Here is a 15,862-nt window from a genome sequence, read left to right as displayed (position 1 = left end):
AAATTAATTGGCGGTATTGTTGTTCTTTGCTTGCGCGGCGTTGTCAGGCTGGCTGAGCTGAGACGCATCCCAGCCGCCGCCGACCGCCTTGACCAGCGCCACGCTGGCGACCAGCTGGCGTCCTACCAGCTGCACCAGCGTGCGTTCGTTGCTCAGCGCCAGTGTCTGTGCTGTGACTACTGTCAGGTAGGTAGCAGTACCGGCGCGGTACTGGCTGAGCGCCAGCTGTTCAGCCAGTTGCGAGGCTTTCACGGCCTGGCCTTGGGCCACCGATTCCTGGTCCAGCACGTTCAGCGTCGCTAGGTTGTCTTCGACTTCCTGGAAGCCGCCCAGTACGGTTTGCTTATATTGGGCGACCGCTGCGTCATACACGGCCACCGCCTGCGCGGTATGGGCGCGGCGCAGGCCGCCGTCGAAAATCGTCCCGGCCAGCGCGGCGCCGAGCGACCAGACCCGGCTTGGCGTATCGAACCATTGCGCCAGGCTGGCGCTGTTGAAGCCGCCACTGGCGCTCAGCGTCAGCGCCGGGAAATAAGCGGCCTTGGCAACGCCGATATTGGCGTTCGCCACCGCCACGTTGCGTTCAGCGTTAGCGATGTCAGGCCGCCGTTCCAGCAAATCCGACGGCAGCCCGGCCGGGATCGCCGGCAAGTTGGCTTGCATCTTGGCCGCCATTTGCGGATCGGCCGGTGCTGCCGCCAGCGTGAATCCGGCCGGCGCCTGGCCAGTCAGGATGGCGATGGCGTGTTCCAGCTGGCTGCGTTGCGCCTGCAGGTCGATGGCTTGCGCCTCGGCAGTCTTCAATTGGCTTTCCGCCAGCGCCACATCCGAGCGCAGCGCGACGCCGACGGCATACTGGCTTTGCGTCAGCTTGAGCGAGCGGGCATAGGCCGCGGTAGTGCGCGCGTACAAATCTTTCAGCAGATCGGTGACGCGCAATTGCAGGTAGTCCTGCGCCAGCGTGGCCTGGATACTGAGGCGCGCTGCCGCCAGGTTGGCCGCGCTGGCCTGGGTGCCGGCGTCGCCGGCTTCGACCGAGCGCCGAACGCTGCCCCAGACGTCCGGTTCCCAGCTGCCCTGGAGGCCGACCGTATAGCTGTTGCCGAGGTTGCTGCCATTGGTGTTGGTGCGTGCCCGCCCGGTGCCGGCGCTGGCGCCGACGGTCGGCCAGAAGCCGGCGCGCGCGGCATCGGCGGCGGCACGCGCCTGGCGATACTGGGCTTCCGCCTGGGCGATATTCTGGTTAGCCTGGTTGGCTTGCTGCATCAGCGTATTCAAGGTAGCGTCGCCATATGCTTCCCACCAGTTGTGATTGCTGTCGATCTGCTTCGGCTCGGCCTGTTTCCACGGCCCGCTTTCTTTATAGTGGGCGGGCACATCCATGGTTGGGCGTACGTAGTCTGGACCGACCGCGCAGCCGGCCAATGCTAGCGCTACCGCGGCAGCCAGAATGGCGCCGGGGAGATTTCCTGAGGGGGGTGAGAAATTCATGAGTCTGATTAGGCTGACGTTCGGAACATCGGATGGAAACGTCCGGGCAGCCTGCGGCGAGAAATGAATTTCGCGCCGCACGCGGCATCGGGCAGTGTGAAGACACTTTAAATCCTGCTGCGGTACCTGATGCTGTCGCTAATATGACAATTCTGTCAGTTTCAGACAGAGTGGGGCCGGCAATCCTCTATACGGAGGTTTCTTGCACCCGCCCGTGGCGGATGCGCAAGGCGCTGATGATGGTGGCAAGCAAGGTTGCACTTGCAGCAAGCCAGAGCGACAAATGCACTGCGCTAGCGTCTAGCTGCGCAGTATCGGCGCTGGCCTGGGCGATGCTGGTAGCGGCCAGCACCACGGCAACCAGCGCTGCGCCCAGCGACTGGCCGAAGGTGCGGGCAATCGCGAGTACGCCGGAGGCGGTGCCGCTGCGGGCGCGCGGTGCGTTGCTCAGCATTTCGCGGTTGTTGGGGCTTTGGAAGAAGCCGAAGCCGAGTCCGCAGACGAACGCGCGCCATAAAATATCCGGGATGGAAGCGTGTTCGCCGAGGCAAGCCAGCAGCGCCAGGCCGGTGGTCAGCACCAGCAAGCCGCAAGTTGACAGCAACGCCGCCGAGTAGCGGTCGGCCAGGCGGCCGGCAATCGGCGCCGTGATGGCGATCGCCACCGGCCAGGGAGTAAAGAGGGCGGCGGAGAGCAGTGGCGTGAAGCCGTAGGCGCCCTGGAACAGGAAAGGCAATGCAATAAAGGCAATGCCCTGGCCGACGAAGGAGCAGAGCGAGGTGGCGACGGCCATCGAAAAGCGCGGCGATGCAAAAATATCAAGTGGCAGCAGCGGCGCCGAATATTTTCGTTGTCGGATAATAAACAGAATGATCGCGATCAATGCTGTGCCGCCTAACAGCAGTTCCTTGCTCCAGCTGTCGTGGCGTGACAAACCGTCCACCGCCATCACGAAAGTGCCGAGGGCGACTGCCGACAGCAGCGCGCCAGTGGCGTCGAACTTGCCGCCGCGGCCGGGATCGCGCGGCAGTACGCGCCGTGCCAGGAGCAAGGTAACAATCCCGATCGGCACGTTGACGGCAAACAGCCAGGGCCAGCTCAGCACCGACAGCATCAGGCCGCCGATGGCCGGCCCGGCGGCCGTGGAGGAGGCTACCACCAGTGCATTGACGCCGAGCGCCGTGCCTAGCAGCCGGGTCGGGAAAATGTTGCGGTACAAGGCCGGTCCGATGCTCATGGCGGCAGCGCCGCCCAGGCCCTGCAGGAAGCGCATGCCGTTGAGCACCGCCAGCGACGGCGCCAGGGCGCAGCCCAGCGACGCCAGGGTGAACACCAGGATGCCGCTCATGTATAGCCGGCGGAAGCCAAACACTTCGCCGATCGAAGCGAACGCCACCATGGTCATGGCGCCGGCCAGGATGTAAGCATTGGCAATCCAGACTGCGGCGGCCGGATCGACATTCAGGCTGCGGGCGATCATCGGCAGCGCGACATTGACGATGGAGCCGTCCAGCACGGTCATGCTGGTGCCCAGGATCATGACGATGATGGCGACCCGCCGCGCCGCGCCGGGCAGGCCGTCGTCTTCCGGCATATCGCCGAACAGCTGGCTCATAAGGGCAGAACGCGCGGCATCGGCGCAACACGTGATTGGAGGAGAGGCAAGATAGGCAAGTCCAGATGGGGAAAATAGGGAGAGAGCTATAGGCCGGGGCCGAAGCCGGGAATTATTACATGAAGCGCAATTTCATGCAGCCCGGCCGCCGGCCGCTTGCCGATGGCGAAACACAACAGGCAGTATTTTTCCGCGCACCGGCGGCTGCCGGGGGCGCTGTTTGATGTATAATTCGAATTTCCCGCATGTGCCGTTCGGCACCTTCTGTAATGACTAAGTTTGTATTTGTTACCGGTGGCGTTGTCTCATCCCTTGGTAAAGGGATTGCAGCCGCCTCACTCGCCGCGATTTTAGAATCACGCGGTCTTAAAGTCACCCTTCTTAAACTCGATCCGTACATCAACGTCGATCCAGGCACCATGAGCCCGTTCCAGCACGGCGAAGTGTTTGTGACCGACGATGGCGCAGAGACCGATCTCGACCTCGGCCACTATGAGCGCTTCATTACGGCCAAGATGAAGAAGGTGAATAACTTCACCACTGGCCAGATCTACGAATCGGTGATCCGCAAGGAGCGCCGCGGCGAGTATCTGGGCAAGACGGTGCAAGTCATTCCGCACATCACCAACGAAATCCAGGATTACATCTACCGCGGCGCCGAAGGCTTCGACGTCGCGCTGGTCGAAATCGGCGGCACCGTCGGCGATATCGAATCCCTGCCATTCCTGGAAGCGGCACGCCAGCTGAGTCTGCGCGCCGGCCGCAAGGCGGCGGCTTTTGTTCACTTGACCCTGGTGCCTTACCTGGTGTCGGCCGGTGAGCTGAAGACCAAGCCGACCCAGCACAGCGTGCAGAAACTGCGCGAAATCGGTATTTCGCCGGATGCACTGTTGTGCCGTGCCGACCGTCCGATTCCTGACGATGAACGCGCCAAGATTTCGCTGTTCTCCAATGTCCAGGGCGACGCCGTGATTTCGGTGTGGGACGCTGACACCATCTACAAGATTCCGCAAATGCTGCACGACCAGGGCCTGGACGCGATCGTCTGCGAAAAGCTGGGCCTGTCGCCGAAGCCGGCCGACCTCTCGGTCTGGACCAAACTGGTGCACGCACTGGAAAACCCGACCTACGAAGTCACCATCGGCATGGTCGGCAAATACGTCGACCTGACCGAATCGTACAAATCGCTGACGGAAGCCCTGCGTCACGCCGGCATCCATACCGGCAGCCGGGTCAACATCGAATACCTGGATTCGGAAGAAATCGAAGCAACCGGCACCGGTCCGCTGGCCAAGTACGATGCGATCCTGGTGCCTGGCGGTTTCGGCAAGCGCGGCGTGGAAGGCAAGATTGCCGCAGCCCGTTTTGCCCGCGAGCACAAGATTCCTTACCTCGGCATCTGCCTCGGCATGCAAGTCGCGCTGCTGGAATATGCCCGCAACAAGGCCGGCCTGCCGCACGCCAATTCGACCGAATTCGATGCCCAGACCGACCAGCCGGTCGTGGCCCTGATCACCGAATGGCAGAACCATGACGGCAAGGTAGAGCTGCGCGACGTCAATTCCGACCTGGGCGGCACCATGCGCTTGGGTGCGCAGACCTGCGATATCAAGCCGGACACCCTGGCTGCGGAAATCTACGGCCCGACCGTGACCGAACGCCATCGTCATCGCTACGAAGCCAACAACCATTACCTGGAGCGCATCGAAGCGGCCGGTCTGGTAGTGTCGGCCCGCACCCCGACTGAAGACCTGTGTGAAATCATGGAATTGCCGCGTACTGGCGACAACGCCCACCCTTGGTATGTCGGCGTCCAGTATCACCCGGAATTCAAGTCGACTCCACGCGACGGCCATCCGCTGTTTATTTCGTTCATCAAGGCTGCGCTGGCGCACAAGCAAGCGAACACTGCAGTGTAAAAAATGAGTAAGTTGTCATTCCCGCGAACGCGGGAATCCAAGTTACCGGCTGCAATTACGAAAATGGATCCCCGCGTTCGCGGGGATGACAGGCTCTCTTTAGAGGCATAGTAAGGAAAGAACATGAAACTTTGTGGCTTTGACATCGGCCTGGATCAGCCGTTTTTCCTGATCGCAGGCCCTTGCGTGATCGAATCGCGTCAGATGGCGCTCGATACCGCCGGCAAATTGAAAGAGATCACCAGCGAGCTGGGCATCAATTTCATCTACAAATCGTCGTTCGACAAGGCGAACCGCTCATCCGGTTCGTCGTTCCGCGGCCTCGGCATGGACAAAGGGCTGGAAATCCTGGCGGAAGTCAAAGCGCAAATCGGCGTGCCGGTGCTGACCGATATTCATGAAATCTATGAAATCAAGCCGGTGGCAGCGGTGGTCGACGTCTTGCAGACACCGGCTTTCCTCTGCCGCCAGACCGATTTCATCAACGCTTGCGCGCAGTCCGGCAAACCGGTGAATATCAAGAAGGGCCAGTTCCTGGCGCCGCACGACATGATCAACGTCATCGCCAAGGCCCGCGCCGCGGCGCGCGAAGCTGGCCTGGACGAAGATAATTTCATGGCCTGCGAACGCGGCGCCTCGTTCGGCTACAACAACCTGGTGTCCGACATGCGCTCGCTGGCGATCATGCGCGAAACCGGTTGCCCGGTAGTGTTCGACGCCACCCACTCGGTGCAATTGCCGGGCGGCCAGGGCAGCACTTCCGGCGGCCAGCGCGAGTTCGTGCCGGTGCTGGCGCGTGCCGCGATCGCCGTCGGCGTCTCGGGCGTATTCATGGAAACCCATCCGAATCCGGCGGAAGCCAAATCGGACGGCCCCAACGCGGTGCCGCTGGGACGCATCAAAGAATTGTTGTCGACCATGATAGACCTGGACCGGGTCGTCAAAAAAAATGGCTTTATCGAAAGCAATTTCGGTTGATTGCTTGAGAGGGCGATGTGATTTTTCACGCTACAGCCGTGTACGCGCGCTCTTCGAAATGCATGTTCGTTGCAATTTAGACGTTGTATCTGATTAGTTGGGGACAGAGCCGCACGGGGAGTGTAATTCGCCACGTTGCGGACTCTGTCCCGCAAATATTTTTATCTGATAGGGAAATACATGAGTGCAATCGTTGACATCATTGGCCGCGAAATTATTGATTCGCGCGGTAATCCGACTGTAGAGTGCGACGTCCTGCTGGAATCCGGCGTGATGGGCCGCGCGGCGGTGCCGTCCGGCGCTTCCACCGGTTCGCGCGAAGCGATCGAGCTGCGCGACGGCGACAAGAGCCGTTACGGCGGCAAGGGCGTCCTCAAGGCCTGCGAACATATCAACACTGAAATCTCGGAAGCCATCATGGGCCTGGATGCCAGCGAACAAGCGTTCCTGGACCGCACCCTGATCGACCTCGACGGCACTGAAAACAAGGGCCGCCTGGGCGCCAACGCCATGTTGGCGGTATCGATGGCGGTGGCCAAGGCTGCTGCTGAAGAAGCCGGCTTGCCGCTGTACCGCTATTTCGGCGGCAGCGGCGCCATGCAGATGCCCGTGCCGATGATGAACGTCATCAACGGCGGCGAGCATGCCGACAACAACCTGGATATCCAGGAATTCATGATCATTCCGGTCGGCGCACCGAGCTTCCGCGAAGCGCTGCGTTACGGCGCAGAAGTGTTCCACGCGTTGAAGAAAATCCTGCACGACAAGGGCCTGTCGACCGCGGTCGGCGACGAAGGCGGTTTTGCGCCTAACCTGGCCAGCCACGAAGAAGCGCTGAAGCTGATCATCCAGGCGATCGAAGCCGCCGGCTATGAGCCAGGCACGCAGATCGCCCTCGGCCTGGATTGCGCCGCCAGCGAATTCTACAAGAACGGCAGCTATGTCCTGGCCGGCGAAAACATGACCCTGACCGGCGCTCAGTTCACTGGTCTGTTGGCATCGTGGTGCGACAAGTACCCGATCATCAGCATCGAAGACGGCATGGCGGAAAACGATTGGGACGGCTGGAAACTGCTGACCGAAACCCTCGGCAAGAAGATCCAGCTGGTGGGCGACGACCTGTTTGTCACCAACACCAAGATCCTGAAAGAAGGCATCGACAAGGATATCGCCAACTCGATCCTGATCAAGATCAACCAGATCGGCACCCTGACCGAAACTTTCGCTGCGATCGAAATGGCCAAGCGCGCTGGCTACACCGCAGTGATCTCGCACCGTTCCGGCGAGACCGAAGATTCGACCATCGCCGATATCGCGGTTGGCATGAACGCCTTGCAGATCAAGACCGGCTCGATGTCGCGTTCGGACCGCATGGCCAAGTACAACCAACTGCTGCGCATTGAAGAAGATCTGGGCGATGTTGCGAGCTATCCTGGCCGTAGCGCGTTTTATAATATTAAGTAATTCGCAAGGAGTAGGGTGGGCACTTGTGCCCACGCGGATGCGGCCACTGCCGCGTGGGCAAAAAAACTTGCCCACCCTACGTTTGATTTGATAAGACGGTAAGTCGACCCTGACACGATGCGCTTAATTGCTATTTTCCTGACCGTCCTGCTGCTGCTTGTCCAATACCCGCTGTGGCTGGGCAAGGGCGGCTGGCTGCGTGTCTGGGACATGGATCAGCAGGTGCATGCCGCGCACGACAAGATCGCTGAGCTGAAAGCGCGCAACGCCAAGCTCGATTCGGAAGTGCACGACCTGAAAGAAGGTACCGGCGCCGTGGAAGAGCGGGCGCGGACTGAGCTGGGCATGATCAAGCAGGATGAGATCTTCATCCAGATCCTCGATCCGAACGGTAATCCGGCCGATGCGCCGGCGCCGCCGAATCCGGAACTGACTGCGGTAGAAAAAACGATTGCGGTTGCGGTCCCGGATGAGCGGGGCAAGAAGCCGCAGCATTGAGGTACAGGATTTCGCGGGCAGATTGCAAGAATTACCCGCTGCAGGAAAAGTTACGGTGCCGCATTATTCAACATAATGCGGCGCCGTTTTGTCTTAGTGCTTGCTGGACCCGGTAGGCAGCAACGCCTCGACCGGCGCTTCGGTGGTGAACAGGTGGGCGCAGTCGACTTTATCGAACTCATAGTGCTGGCCGCAGAAATCGCAATCTACCGCTAGCTTGCCGAGGTCCGCCAGGGCCTCTTCGATTTCCGGCTTGCCCAGCATTTTCAGCATGTTGCCGACTTTCTCGCGCGAACAGTTGCATTGGAAACTAGGCAGCTGGGGCTCGAACACGCGAATGTTTTCTTCCCAGAACAGGCGTCGCATCAGAGTCTGGATATTGGTCGTCAGCATTTCTTTCGGCTGCAGGGTGCCGCCCAGCGCCATGAAGCGGTTCCATGTTTCCAGGTCGTCGTTGATGGGCGCATCGATGCCGCCGTGGTTCGGCAATTTCTGCAGCAGCAGGCCGCGCGCTACCTTGTCGTCGGCCGCCAGCCACAGTTTGGTGTCCAGCTGTTCGGAACGCAGCATATAGTTTTCGATGACCGTGGCGACGCTCTCGCCATCCAGCGGCACGATGCCCTGGTAAGGCTTCTGGCCAGGCATCTTGTCCTGCGGGTCGAGGGTAATGACAAAGCGGCCCTGGCCGTTCAGGTTGACCAGCTGCGACATGCTGGCGTCGTCGTCGATCACGGCATCCGGCGCCAGCTTGGCGGTAGCGCGCATGTGCAGCTGCGAATCGCACTCGGCCACCAGCAGGCGGACCGGGCCGTCGCCATGAATCTGCATGACGATGACGCCATTGAATTTCAGGTTGGCCGACATCAATGCCGCCGCCGCCATCATTTCGCCCAGCAGCGTGGTCACCGGCTGCGGATAGTGATGATGTGTCAGCACCTGCTGCCAGGTCGTCGACAGCTCCACCAGCTCGCCGCGCACAGCGGCATTCTCCACCATGAATTTCTGCAGCGAGTCGCCGGTCGCGTCGCTTGTTTCCACCATCGTTGTTACATCCATATCTTTACCCACTGTTTTCTATTGATTGACTGCTGTTTGCTTTGCTTGCGCTTACTTGTGCTCATTTGCACTTACTTGCACTTACTTGCGCGTTATCCGATCTGCTTGAGCCCGGCCTTGTATTCCTGGCCGCGTTCGATGTAGTGGGTGGCGTTGCCGGCCAGCGCCGCGACATCCTGCTCGCTGAGGGTGCGCACCACTTTGGCGGGCGAGCCGATGATCAGAGAATTGTCCGGGAATTCCTTGCCTTCGGTGACCAGCGCACCAGCGCCGACCAGGCAATTCTTGCCGATCTTGGCGCCATTCAGGATCACGGCCTGGATGCCGATCAGGGCGCCGTCGCCGATCGTACAGCCGTGCAGCATCGCCTGGTGGCCGACGGTGACATTCTTGCCTATCGTCAGCGGGAAACCCATGTCGGTATGCAGCGTGCTGCTTTCCTGGACATTGCTGCCCTGGCCGACCGTGATCAATTCATTATCGCCGCGGATCGTGACGCCGAACCAGATGCTGGCGTCGGCTTCCACCCTGACTTTGCCGATCAGGTTGGCGGAAGGGGCGATATAGGCCGATGGGGCGATGTCGGGGGCGTGCTCGCCCAATTGGTAGATGGCCATAATGTGTGTAAAATGCGCTCCGTAAAATGCTGGTTGCCGTTATTTAATGACTGTAGATATGTCCGTAGTGCGATTTTTCAACCGTAGCGCCATTTTACCGCCGTCGACATGATCCAGCCTTCAGAATCTTGCCTTGCCGTCACCACTGCCGCCAAGGCAGAGCTGCGTGCACGCGCCCTGCAATGCCTGTGCGAGGCAGACGTCGACGCCAAAGTGGCCGCGGTCGGGGCCTTGGCTGCGGCCTGGAGCAAGGGCGGCATGACGCTGGACACGGATGCCGTGCTGAACGCCGTCGCCGCCATTCCGGGGCGGCCCTTGCTGCCGGCGCTGGTGCCGCCGCGCGAGGTGAAGCATCGCTCGATGGCGTCAGTCGAAGGGCGCGCCGCCATGATTCATGCATTGGCGCACATCGAATTCAATGCCATCAACCTGGCGCTCGATGCCATCTGGCGTTTTGCCGGCATGCCGTCTGAGTACTATGCCGACTGGCTGCGGGTGGCCAGGGAAGAAGCTTACCACTTTGGCTTGCTGGCAACGCATTTGCAGACCCTGGGCTACGCCTACGGCGATTTCTCCGCACACAACAGCCTGTGGGAGCTGACGGAAAAGACTAGCGACGACATCGTCGCCAGGATGGCGCTGGTGCCGCGCATGATGGAAGCGCGCGGGCTGGATGCCTCGCCGCGCACCCGCGCCAAGCTGGCGCAGGCCGGCGACGAACCTGCGACCGCCATTATCGACATCATCCTGCGTGACGAGATCGGCCATGTGGCGATCGGCAACCGCTGGTACGGCTGGCTTTGCCAGCACCGCCAGTTGGAACCGCTGGCAACCTTTGCCGCCCTGGCGATCCGCTACAAGGCGCCGATCCTGCGCGGGCCATTCAATCTGGAGGCGCGGAGGGCAGCCGGGTTTTCGGAGCAGGAATTGCTGGCCCTGCAGCAGCAGGAATAAAAAAAGCCGCTCAGGATGCTAAATGAGCGGCTTGTCGATATTGAATGATTTAGTGATACCACTTGTGCTTGCGGGGAGGAACGACGATTTCCGCCATGTTCACCAGCTTGGTGCCGGCGATGCGGTCATGCAGGAACTGGCGCTCCGGATCCAGGTAGATCGTCATGGCCCAGAGGATGAAATTGGCGGCCGGCACCCAGGCCAGCATCCAGGTATGCGCACCGAGCGCCCAGGCCAGCGCCAGTCCCGGCAGGAACCAGCACCAGCTCAGCAGGAAACGCAACGCCGCCCGCCCGCCCTTGACTGCGCTGCCGTCGCGGTTGACCAGCCGGATACGCCAAGTCTTCATGGCCAGGGTCTGGCCGCCATGGCTCCAGCACCAGATGAAATACACGGCCAGCACCAGGAACAGCCACGCTTGCTGGGCATGCCGCAGATAAAGGGCGTTGCGTTGCTGCAGCAGGGTAGAAAAAATCCAGCCTGAAATGAACAGGATGCCGAACAGCAGCATGGCTTCATACATGATGCTGCCGAAGCGGCGTTTCAATGAGGGTGTCTGCTGTGCGCTGGCAAGCGCCGGGGTAGCTGGCGAAACGGGCGTGTTCAAAATGCTTATTTTGCACCGGGCACTGCGGCCGGTGCTGGTGTCGTCGGCACGGCAGTTGCTGCCGGGGTCGCTGCTGCCGGCGCAATTACGGCGGTTTGTTCCGTAGCTGCCGGCGGCGCCAGCTTGACCGGCGCAGCTGAATTGTTCTTGTTCAAGTGGGCCGGCGGCATGGTCGTCACGCGTTTATGCAGCGGCGTGGCTTGGTCGGCCAGCTCTTTCTTTTTTTCTTCGGAGAGTTGCTGGTATTGCTGCCAGCGCAAGGCTCTTTGTTCTGTGTCCAGCTTATTGGCGCGCGCATAGTTTTCACGCGCGATGCGGCGTTGTTCCGGCGTCAGGGTGACCCAGCCGCGCATCCGCGCCTGCAGCCTTTCCTGTTCGGCCGGCGTCATGTTGACGTAGCGGCCGCTGATTTCCAGCCATTTCTTGCGGGTGGCCGGCTTCAGCTTGTTCCAGTCCGGTTCCAGCGGCGCCAGGATGTGCTGCTGCACCGCGGTCAGCTCAACCCAGTTGGGTACGGCGTTGCCGATCACCTTGGTCATCTTGGGGACGTTGACGTGCATCTCGCTGGCGCTGACCGCTACCGGGGCAGCATGGGTCGGCACCACCGGTCCGACAACCGCCAGCACGGCGCCGCCGGTGACCAGCACAGCAAAAGCAGCGCCGAGCAGGCGTTTGGCGCGGCCGCTCAGATTGCCGGCGGCCGTTTTATACGCATGCGAATGGGAAGAAGTGGCCAAGGTCATTGCTCTTGCTGCGTGCTGTCTTGCTGCGGTTCCGGCTGCTGCGCCAGGAAGGCGCTGAAACCGCGGTCCAGGTAGGCTGATGGCGGCAGTTCGTCCGACAGCACGGCGGCATCGATATCGGCCGTGGCCGCAATTCGGTGCTGCTGTTCGAATTGATATAAGCCAGACAACAGCACCGCGCCGACCAGAATAGGCGCAACGACGCCGAGCCGCCTCAGCCAGGACAGCGGATCATTGAAGAAATTACCAGCGAAATTGCCGGCATGGCCAGCCAGTACGCCTTGGCGCGCCACGACACGGACCGGAGCGTCTTTTTTCTTGCGCGCAAGCGCGGCCTGGCGTGCTGCGGCCAGGCGGTCGACGGCCGGCGCCGGCAGGCTATCCAGGTTTTCATTCAGTGCGTGCCGCACCTTGAAAGCGAAGTTGATTTGTTTGTGGTTCATAAGCTGATTCCTTTGGCCTTGAGCGATAGCGCCAGAGTGTGCGTTGCGCGAGAGCAGTGCGTCTTTACGCTGCCTTCCGAGCATCCCATTGCGGCCGCGGTCTCGGCAACATCCATGTCCTCCCAATAACGCATCAGGAAGGCTTCCCGTTGACGTGCCGGCAGCTTCTGTACTTCCTGATCGATGATATTGAGAATTTGCTCACGTTCCAGCTTGTTGGCGCTGGATTCCGTTGCTTGCGAGTCTTCCGGCGATTCGAAGGTTTCCAGGACGTCGTAGTCTTCGTCATTGGCATTGTTATGCCCCATGCTGGAAAACAGGCTGACCCAGGTATTGCGGACTTTTTCCCTGCGGAAATAGTCGTGTATGGTGTTCTGCAAGATGCGCTGGAACAGCATCGGCAGCTCGGCGGCCGGTTTGTCGCCGTATTTTTCGGCCAGCTTGATCATGGCGTCCTGGACAATGTCCAGCGCCGATTCGTCCTTGCGGACGGCATACACCGCCTGCTTGAAAGCCCGGCGCTCGACGTTTTCGAGGAAGTCGGAAAGTTCTTTATCTGTGGCCATGCTGTGCGGCGGATTCGGTCATTGACGGGCTATATTGACGGGCAAATAAGGGCTTACTGCTATGGTTCAAGATGCTGTTTCTCTATGTTGTCATGCTGCCGGAATACGGTCACGCCTGGAGCGGACCCCGTTGTTGACCCGTTTGCGCCAGCCGCCCTTGGCCTGTGCCTGGAATTGTTTGCGCCGTCGCCTTGAGAAACAATGGCTTACAATAAATTTCAAGACTGGCGAATGCTAGCAAAAAAGCAGGGTGTTGTGGGTAAAACTACAGCAAAAGACATGATTTAAAGCCGATTTCATGTAATTTGGCTTGACCGAAATGAAACTACGCATTATGGTAGCTATCCACCTCGGCATCCTGGGGTGTGACTAAGCCTTTTCGCTGACGACCCAACATGTTGTTCAACGGACAGGCATGCTGCATATTTGTAAGCTGTTTGCTCTAACCCGTGCCACAAGCGCGAGAATCAGGTGACAACGTAAGCAGGAATTTCGGCCGAACGAGTAGCGTTTAGCGCCATTTTGAATCGTATCTACGGCTACGCAACGGAATGACGTGATCGCACAAAGAAGGGACGCCGTAACACTGATACGCTCCGCCATTTCGTCAGGAAAGAGCATCCGATCAATTTCCAATGGACCTTGAAAGGATCTAGTAAATGAGCAAAGACACGAACCTGCCTATCACCGGCGCGGAAATTCTCGTGCGCTGTCTGGCGGAAGAGGGAGTCGAACACGTGTTCGGTTATCCCGGTGGTGCTGTGCTGTACATCTATGACGCCATTTTCCAGCAAGAAAAATTCCAGCATATCCTGGTACGTCATGAGCAAGCTGCGATTCACGCAGCCGATGCCTATTCACGCAGTTCGCAAAAGGTTGGCGTGGCGATCGTCACGTCCGGTCCCGGCGTCACCAATGCGGTGACCGGCCTGGCCACGGCCTATATGGACTCGATCCCGATGGTGGTGATTTCGGGTCAGGTGCCGTCCTATGCGATCGGCGAAGACGCGTTCCAGGAATGCGACACAGTCGGCATTACACGCCCGTGCGTCAAGCACAACTTCCTGGTCAAGGATGTCAAGGATTTGGCATCGACCATCAAGAAGGCGTTCTTTATCGCCAGCACCGGCCGTCCCGGCCCCGTGCTGGTGGATATCCCTAAAGACATCACCATGCACCGCCACGTTTTCGACTATCCGAAGGAAGTCGAGATGCGTTCCTACAAGCCGGTGGACAAGGGCCATTCGGGCCAGATCCGCAAGGCGGTGCAGCTGCTGCTGACGGCGGAACGGCCGATGATTTACGCCGGCGGCGGCGTGATCCTGGCGAATGCCGCGCCGGAGCTGAACAAGCTGGTGGATCGCCTCGGCTACCCGTGCACCACGACCCTGATGGGCCTGGGCGGCTACAAATCGTCGAGCGACAAGTTCGTCGGCATGCCGGGCATGCACGGCACCTACGAAGCCAACATGGCGATGCAGAACAGCGACGTCCTGATCGCCATCGGCGCCCGTTTCGACGACCGCGTGATCGGCAATCCGAAGAACTTTACCTCGGTGTCGCGCAAGATCATCCATATCGACATCGACCCGTCCTCCATCTCCAAGCGCGTCAAGGTGGATATTCCTATCGTCGGCAACGTCAAGGATGTGCTGCAGGAACTGCTGGCGCAGCTGGATGCTGCCGAGACCCGGCAAAATACCGCGGCCCTGTCCAGCTGGTGGAAGCAGATCGAAGAATGGCGCGGCCGCGACTGCCTCAAGTTTACCGATTCGAAAGAAGTCATCAAGCCGCAGTCCGTGGTGCAGAAGGTCTGGCAGATCACCGACGGCGACGCTTTCATCACTTCCGACGTCGGCCAGCATCAGATGTGGGCGGCGCAGTACTACGGTTTCGACAAGCCGCGCCGCTGGATCAATTCCGGCGGCCTCGGCACCATGGGCGTCGGCCTGCCGTACGCGATGGGCGTGCAGATGGCCAACCCTGGCTCGACCGTGGCCTGCATCACCGGCGAAGCCTCGATCCAGATGTGCATCCAGGAGCTCGCCACCTGCAAGCAGTATCATCTGACGCCGAAGATCATCTTGCTCAACAACCGTTTCCTCGGCATGGTCCGGCAATGGCAGCAGATCGATTACGGTTCGCGCTATTCCGAGTCGTATATGGATTCGCTGCCGGACTTCACCAAGCTGGCCGAGTCGTTCGGCCACGTCGGCATGAAGATCGAAAATCCGGCCGATGTCGACGGCGCACTGAAGGAAGCATTCGGCATGAAAGACAGGCTGGTATTCATGAATTTCATCACGGATCAAACCGAAAACGTCTGGCCGATGGTCAAGGCGGGCAAGGGCTTGACTGAAATGCTGCTCGGTTCGGAGGATCTGTAATCATGCGCCATATCGTTTCTGTATTGCTGGAAAATGAAGCCGGCGCGCTGTCGCGCGTGGTTGGTCTGTTTTCGGCCCGTGGCTACAACATCGAGACATTGACGGTCGCACCGACCGAAGATGCGACCTTGTCACGCATGACCATCGTGACAAGCGGTTCGGATGACGTGATCGAACAGATCACCAAGCACCTGAACCGTCTGATTGAAGTCGTCAAAGTGGTCGACCTGACCGAAGGCGCACATATCGAACGCGAGCTGATGCTGATCAAGGTGCGCGCGGTCGGCAAGGAACGCGAAGAGATGAAGCGCACCGCGGATATTTTCCGCGGCCGCATCATCGACGTTACCGACAAGTCCTATACCCTGGAACTGACAGGCAACAAGGGCAAGCTGGACGCGTTCATCGATTCGATCGACCGTGCAGCGATTCTGGAAACCGTCCGTACCGGCGGTTCTGGCATCGGTCGCGGCGAACGCATTCTCAAAGTTTAAGTAAACAAAATATTCTGCCGGGACGGTAAG

The 15,862-nt window shown here is 59.9% G+C and carries 15 protein-coding genes; 7 read left to right on the top strand and 8 right to left on the bottom strand.

From position 1 onward, the window contains the following. Nucleotides 1-3 precede the first annotated feature (3 nt). A complete protein-coding gene (locus tag CPter91_RS17515) occupies nt 4-1,491 on the bottom strand; it encodes an efflux transporter outer membrane subunit (protein ID WP_061942423.1) in 1,488 nt (495 codons plus the stop codon). A gap of 187 nt (nt 1,492-1,678) precedes the next feature. After that, on the bottom strand, nt 1,679-3,106 hold the full coding sequence (locus CPter91_RS17510) for an MFS transporter (protein ID WP_061942421.1): 1,428 nt from the start codon (nt 3,104-3,106) through the stop codon (nt 1,679-1,681). Between the two features lie 269 nt (nt 3,107-3,375). On the opposite strand from CPter91_RS17510, the gene CPter91_RS17505 reads away from it, so the two are divergent. The 4 genes from CPter91_RS17505 to ftsB all read left to right on the top strand — a co-directional run bounded on the left by CPter91_RS17505 (nt 3,376) and on the right by ftsB (nt 7,965). Next, nucleotides 3,376-5,025 (top strand): CTP synthase, encoded by a 1,650-nt coding sequence (locus tag CPter91_RS17505; RefSeq protein WP_061942419.1) that lies wholly within the window; start codon nt 3,376-3,378, stop codon nt 5,023-5,025. Between the two features lie 123 nt (nt 5,026-5,148). Further along, entirely contained in the window at nt 5,149-6,003 is an 855-nt protein-coding gene (kdsA, locus tag CPter91_RS17500; protein WP_061942417.1) for a 3-deoxy-8-phosphooctulonate synthase, read from the top strand. Between the two features lie 180 nt (nt 6,004-6,183). Next, nucleotides 6,184-7,467, top strand: a complete 1,284-nt coding sequence (gene eno, locus CPter91_RS17495; RefSeq protein ID WP_061942415.1) for a phosphopyruvate hydratase — start codon at nt 6,184-6,186, stop codon at nt 7,465-7,467. A 117-nt stretch (nt 7,468-7,584) separates the two neighbouring features. Further along, complete coding sequence (gene ftsB / locus CPter91_RS17490; protein ID WP_061942413.1) at nt 7,585-7,965, top strand: cell division protein FtsB; 381 nt, start codon at nt 7,585-7,587, stop codon at nt 7,963-7,965. Nucleotides 7,966-8,058: 93 nt separating this feature from the next. On the opposite strand, the gene hslO is transcribed toward ftsB, so the two are convergent. Continuing rightward, nucleotides 8,059-9,021: an Hsp33 family molecular chaperone HslO gene (gene hslO, locus CPter91_RS17485; RefSeq protein ID WP_061942412.1), complete on the bottom strand. Its 963-nt coding sequence runs from the start codon at nt 9,019-9,021 to the stop codon at nt 8,059-8,061. Nucleotides 9,022-9,113: 92 nt separating this feature from the next. Continuing rightward, entirely contained in the window at nt 9,114-9,638 is a 525-nt protein-coding gene (locus CPter91_RS17480) for a gamma carbonic anhydrase family protein (protein WP_061942409.1), read from the bottom strand. 108 nt (nt 9,639-9,746) lie between these two features. Here CPter91_RS17480 and CPter91_RS17475 point away from each other — a divergent pair, with 108 nt between their 5' ends. Next, a complete protein-coding gene (locus CPter91_RS17475) occupies nt 9,747-10,592 on the top strand; it encodes a ferritin-like domain-containing protein (RefSeq protein ID WP_061942407.1) in 846 nt (281 codons plus the stop codon). A 49-nt stretch (nt 10,593-10,641) separates the two neighbouring features. Here the strand turns inward: CPter91_RS17475 and CPter91_RS17470 are convergent, their stop codons facing one another. From CPter91_RS17470 to CPter91_RS17455, 4 genes are read right to left on the bottom strand one after another with little or no spacing between them, the layout of a single operon-like run. Further along, nucleotides 10,642-11,199, bottom strand: a complete 558-nt coding sequence (locus tag CPter91_RS17470) for an RDD family protein (protein ID WP_257722455.1) — start codon at nt 11,197-11,199, stop codon at nt 10,642-10,644. A 5-nt stretch (nt 11,200-11,204) separates the two neighbouring features. Beyond that, nucleotides 11,205-11,942 (bottom strand): DUF3106 domain-containing protein, encoded by a 738-nt coding sequence (locus CPter91_RS17465; RefSeq protein ID WP_061942406.1) that lies wholly within the window; start codon nt 11,940-11,942, stop codon nt 11,205-11,207. Beyond that, nucleotides 11,939-12,385 carry a DUF3619 family protein gene (locus CPter91_RS17460; protein ID WP_061942404.1) on the bottom strand — a complete coding sequence of 149 codons (447 nt, stop codon included), beginning with the start codon at nt 12,383-12,385 and terminating at the stop codon, nt 11,939-11,941. Before CPter91_RS17460 ends, CPter91_RS17465 begins: the two co-directional genes overlap by 4 nt. Next, nucleotides 12,382-12,951, bottom strand: a complete 570-nt coding sequence (locus tag CPter91_RS17455) for an RNA polymerase sigma factor (protein WP_061942403.1) — start codon at nt 12,949-12,951, stop codon at nt 12,382-12,384. Before CPter91_RS17455 ends, CPter91_RS17460 begins: the two co-directional genes overlap by 4 nt. A gap of 659 nt (nt 12,952-13,610) precedes the next feature. Between CPter91_RS17455 and CPter91_RS17450 the strand changes: the two genes are divergently transcribed. After that, the gene (locus CPter91_RS17450; RefSeq protein WP_061942401.1) at nt 13,611-15,338 is read left to right on the top strand and encodes an acetolactate synthase 3 catalytic subunit; all 1,728 of its coding nucleotides are present in this window, start codon (nt 13,611-13,613) and stop codon (nt 15,336-15,338) included. 2 nt (nt 15,339-15,340) lie between these two features. Beyond that, nucleotides 15,341-15,832 (top strand): acetolactate synthase small subunit, encoded by a 492-nt coding sequence (ilvN, locus tag CPter91_RS17445; protein ID WP_014005248.1) that lies wholly within the window; start codon nt 15,341-15,343, stop codon nt 15,830-15,832. Nucleotides 15,833-15,862 lie beyond the last annotated feature (30 nt).

The organism is Collimonas pratensis, assembly GCF_001584185.1.
In the GTDB taxonomy this organism is placed as follows: Bacteria; Pseudomonadota; Gammaproteobacteria; order Burkholderiales; family Burkholderiaceae_D; genus Collimonas; species Collimonas pratensis.
This window is presented reverse-complemented; position numbering and strand designations above follow the sequence as displayed.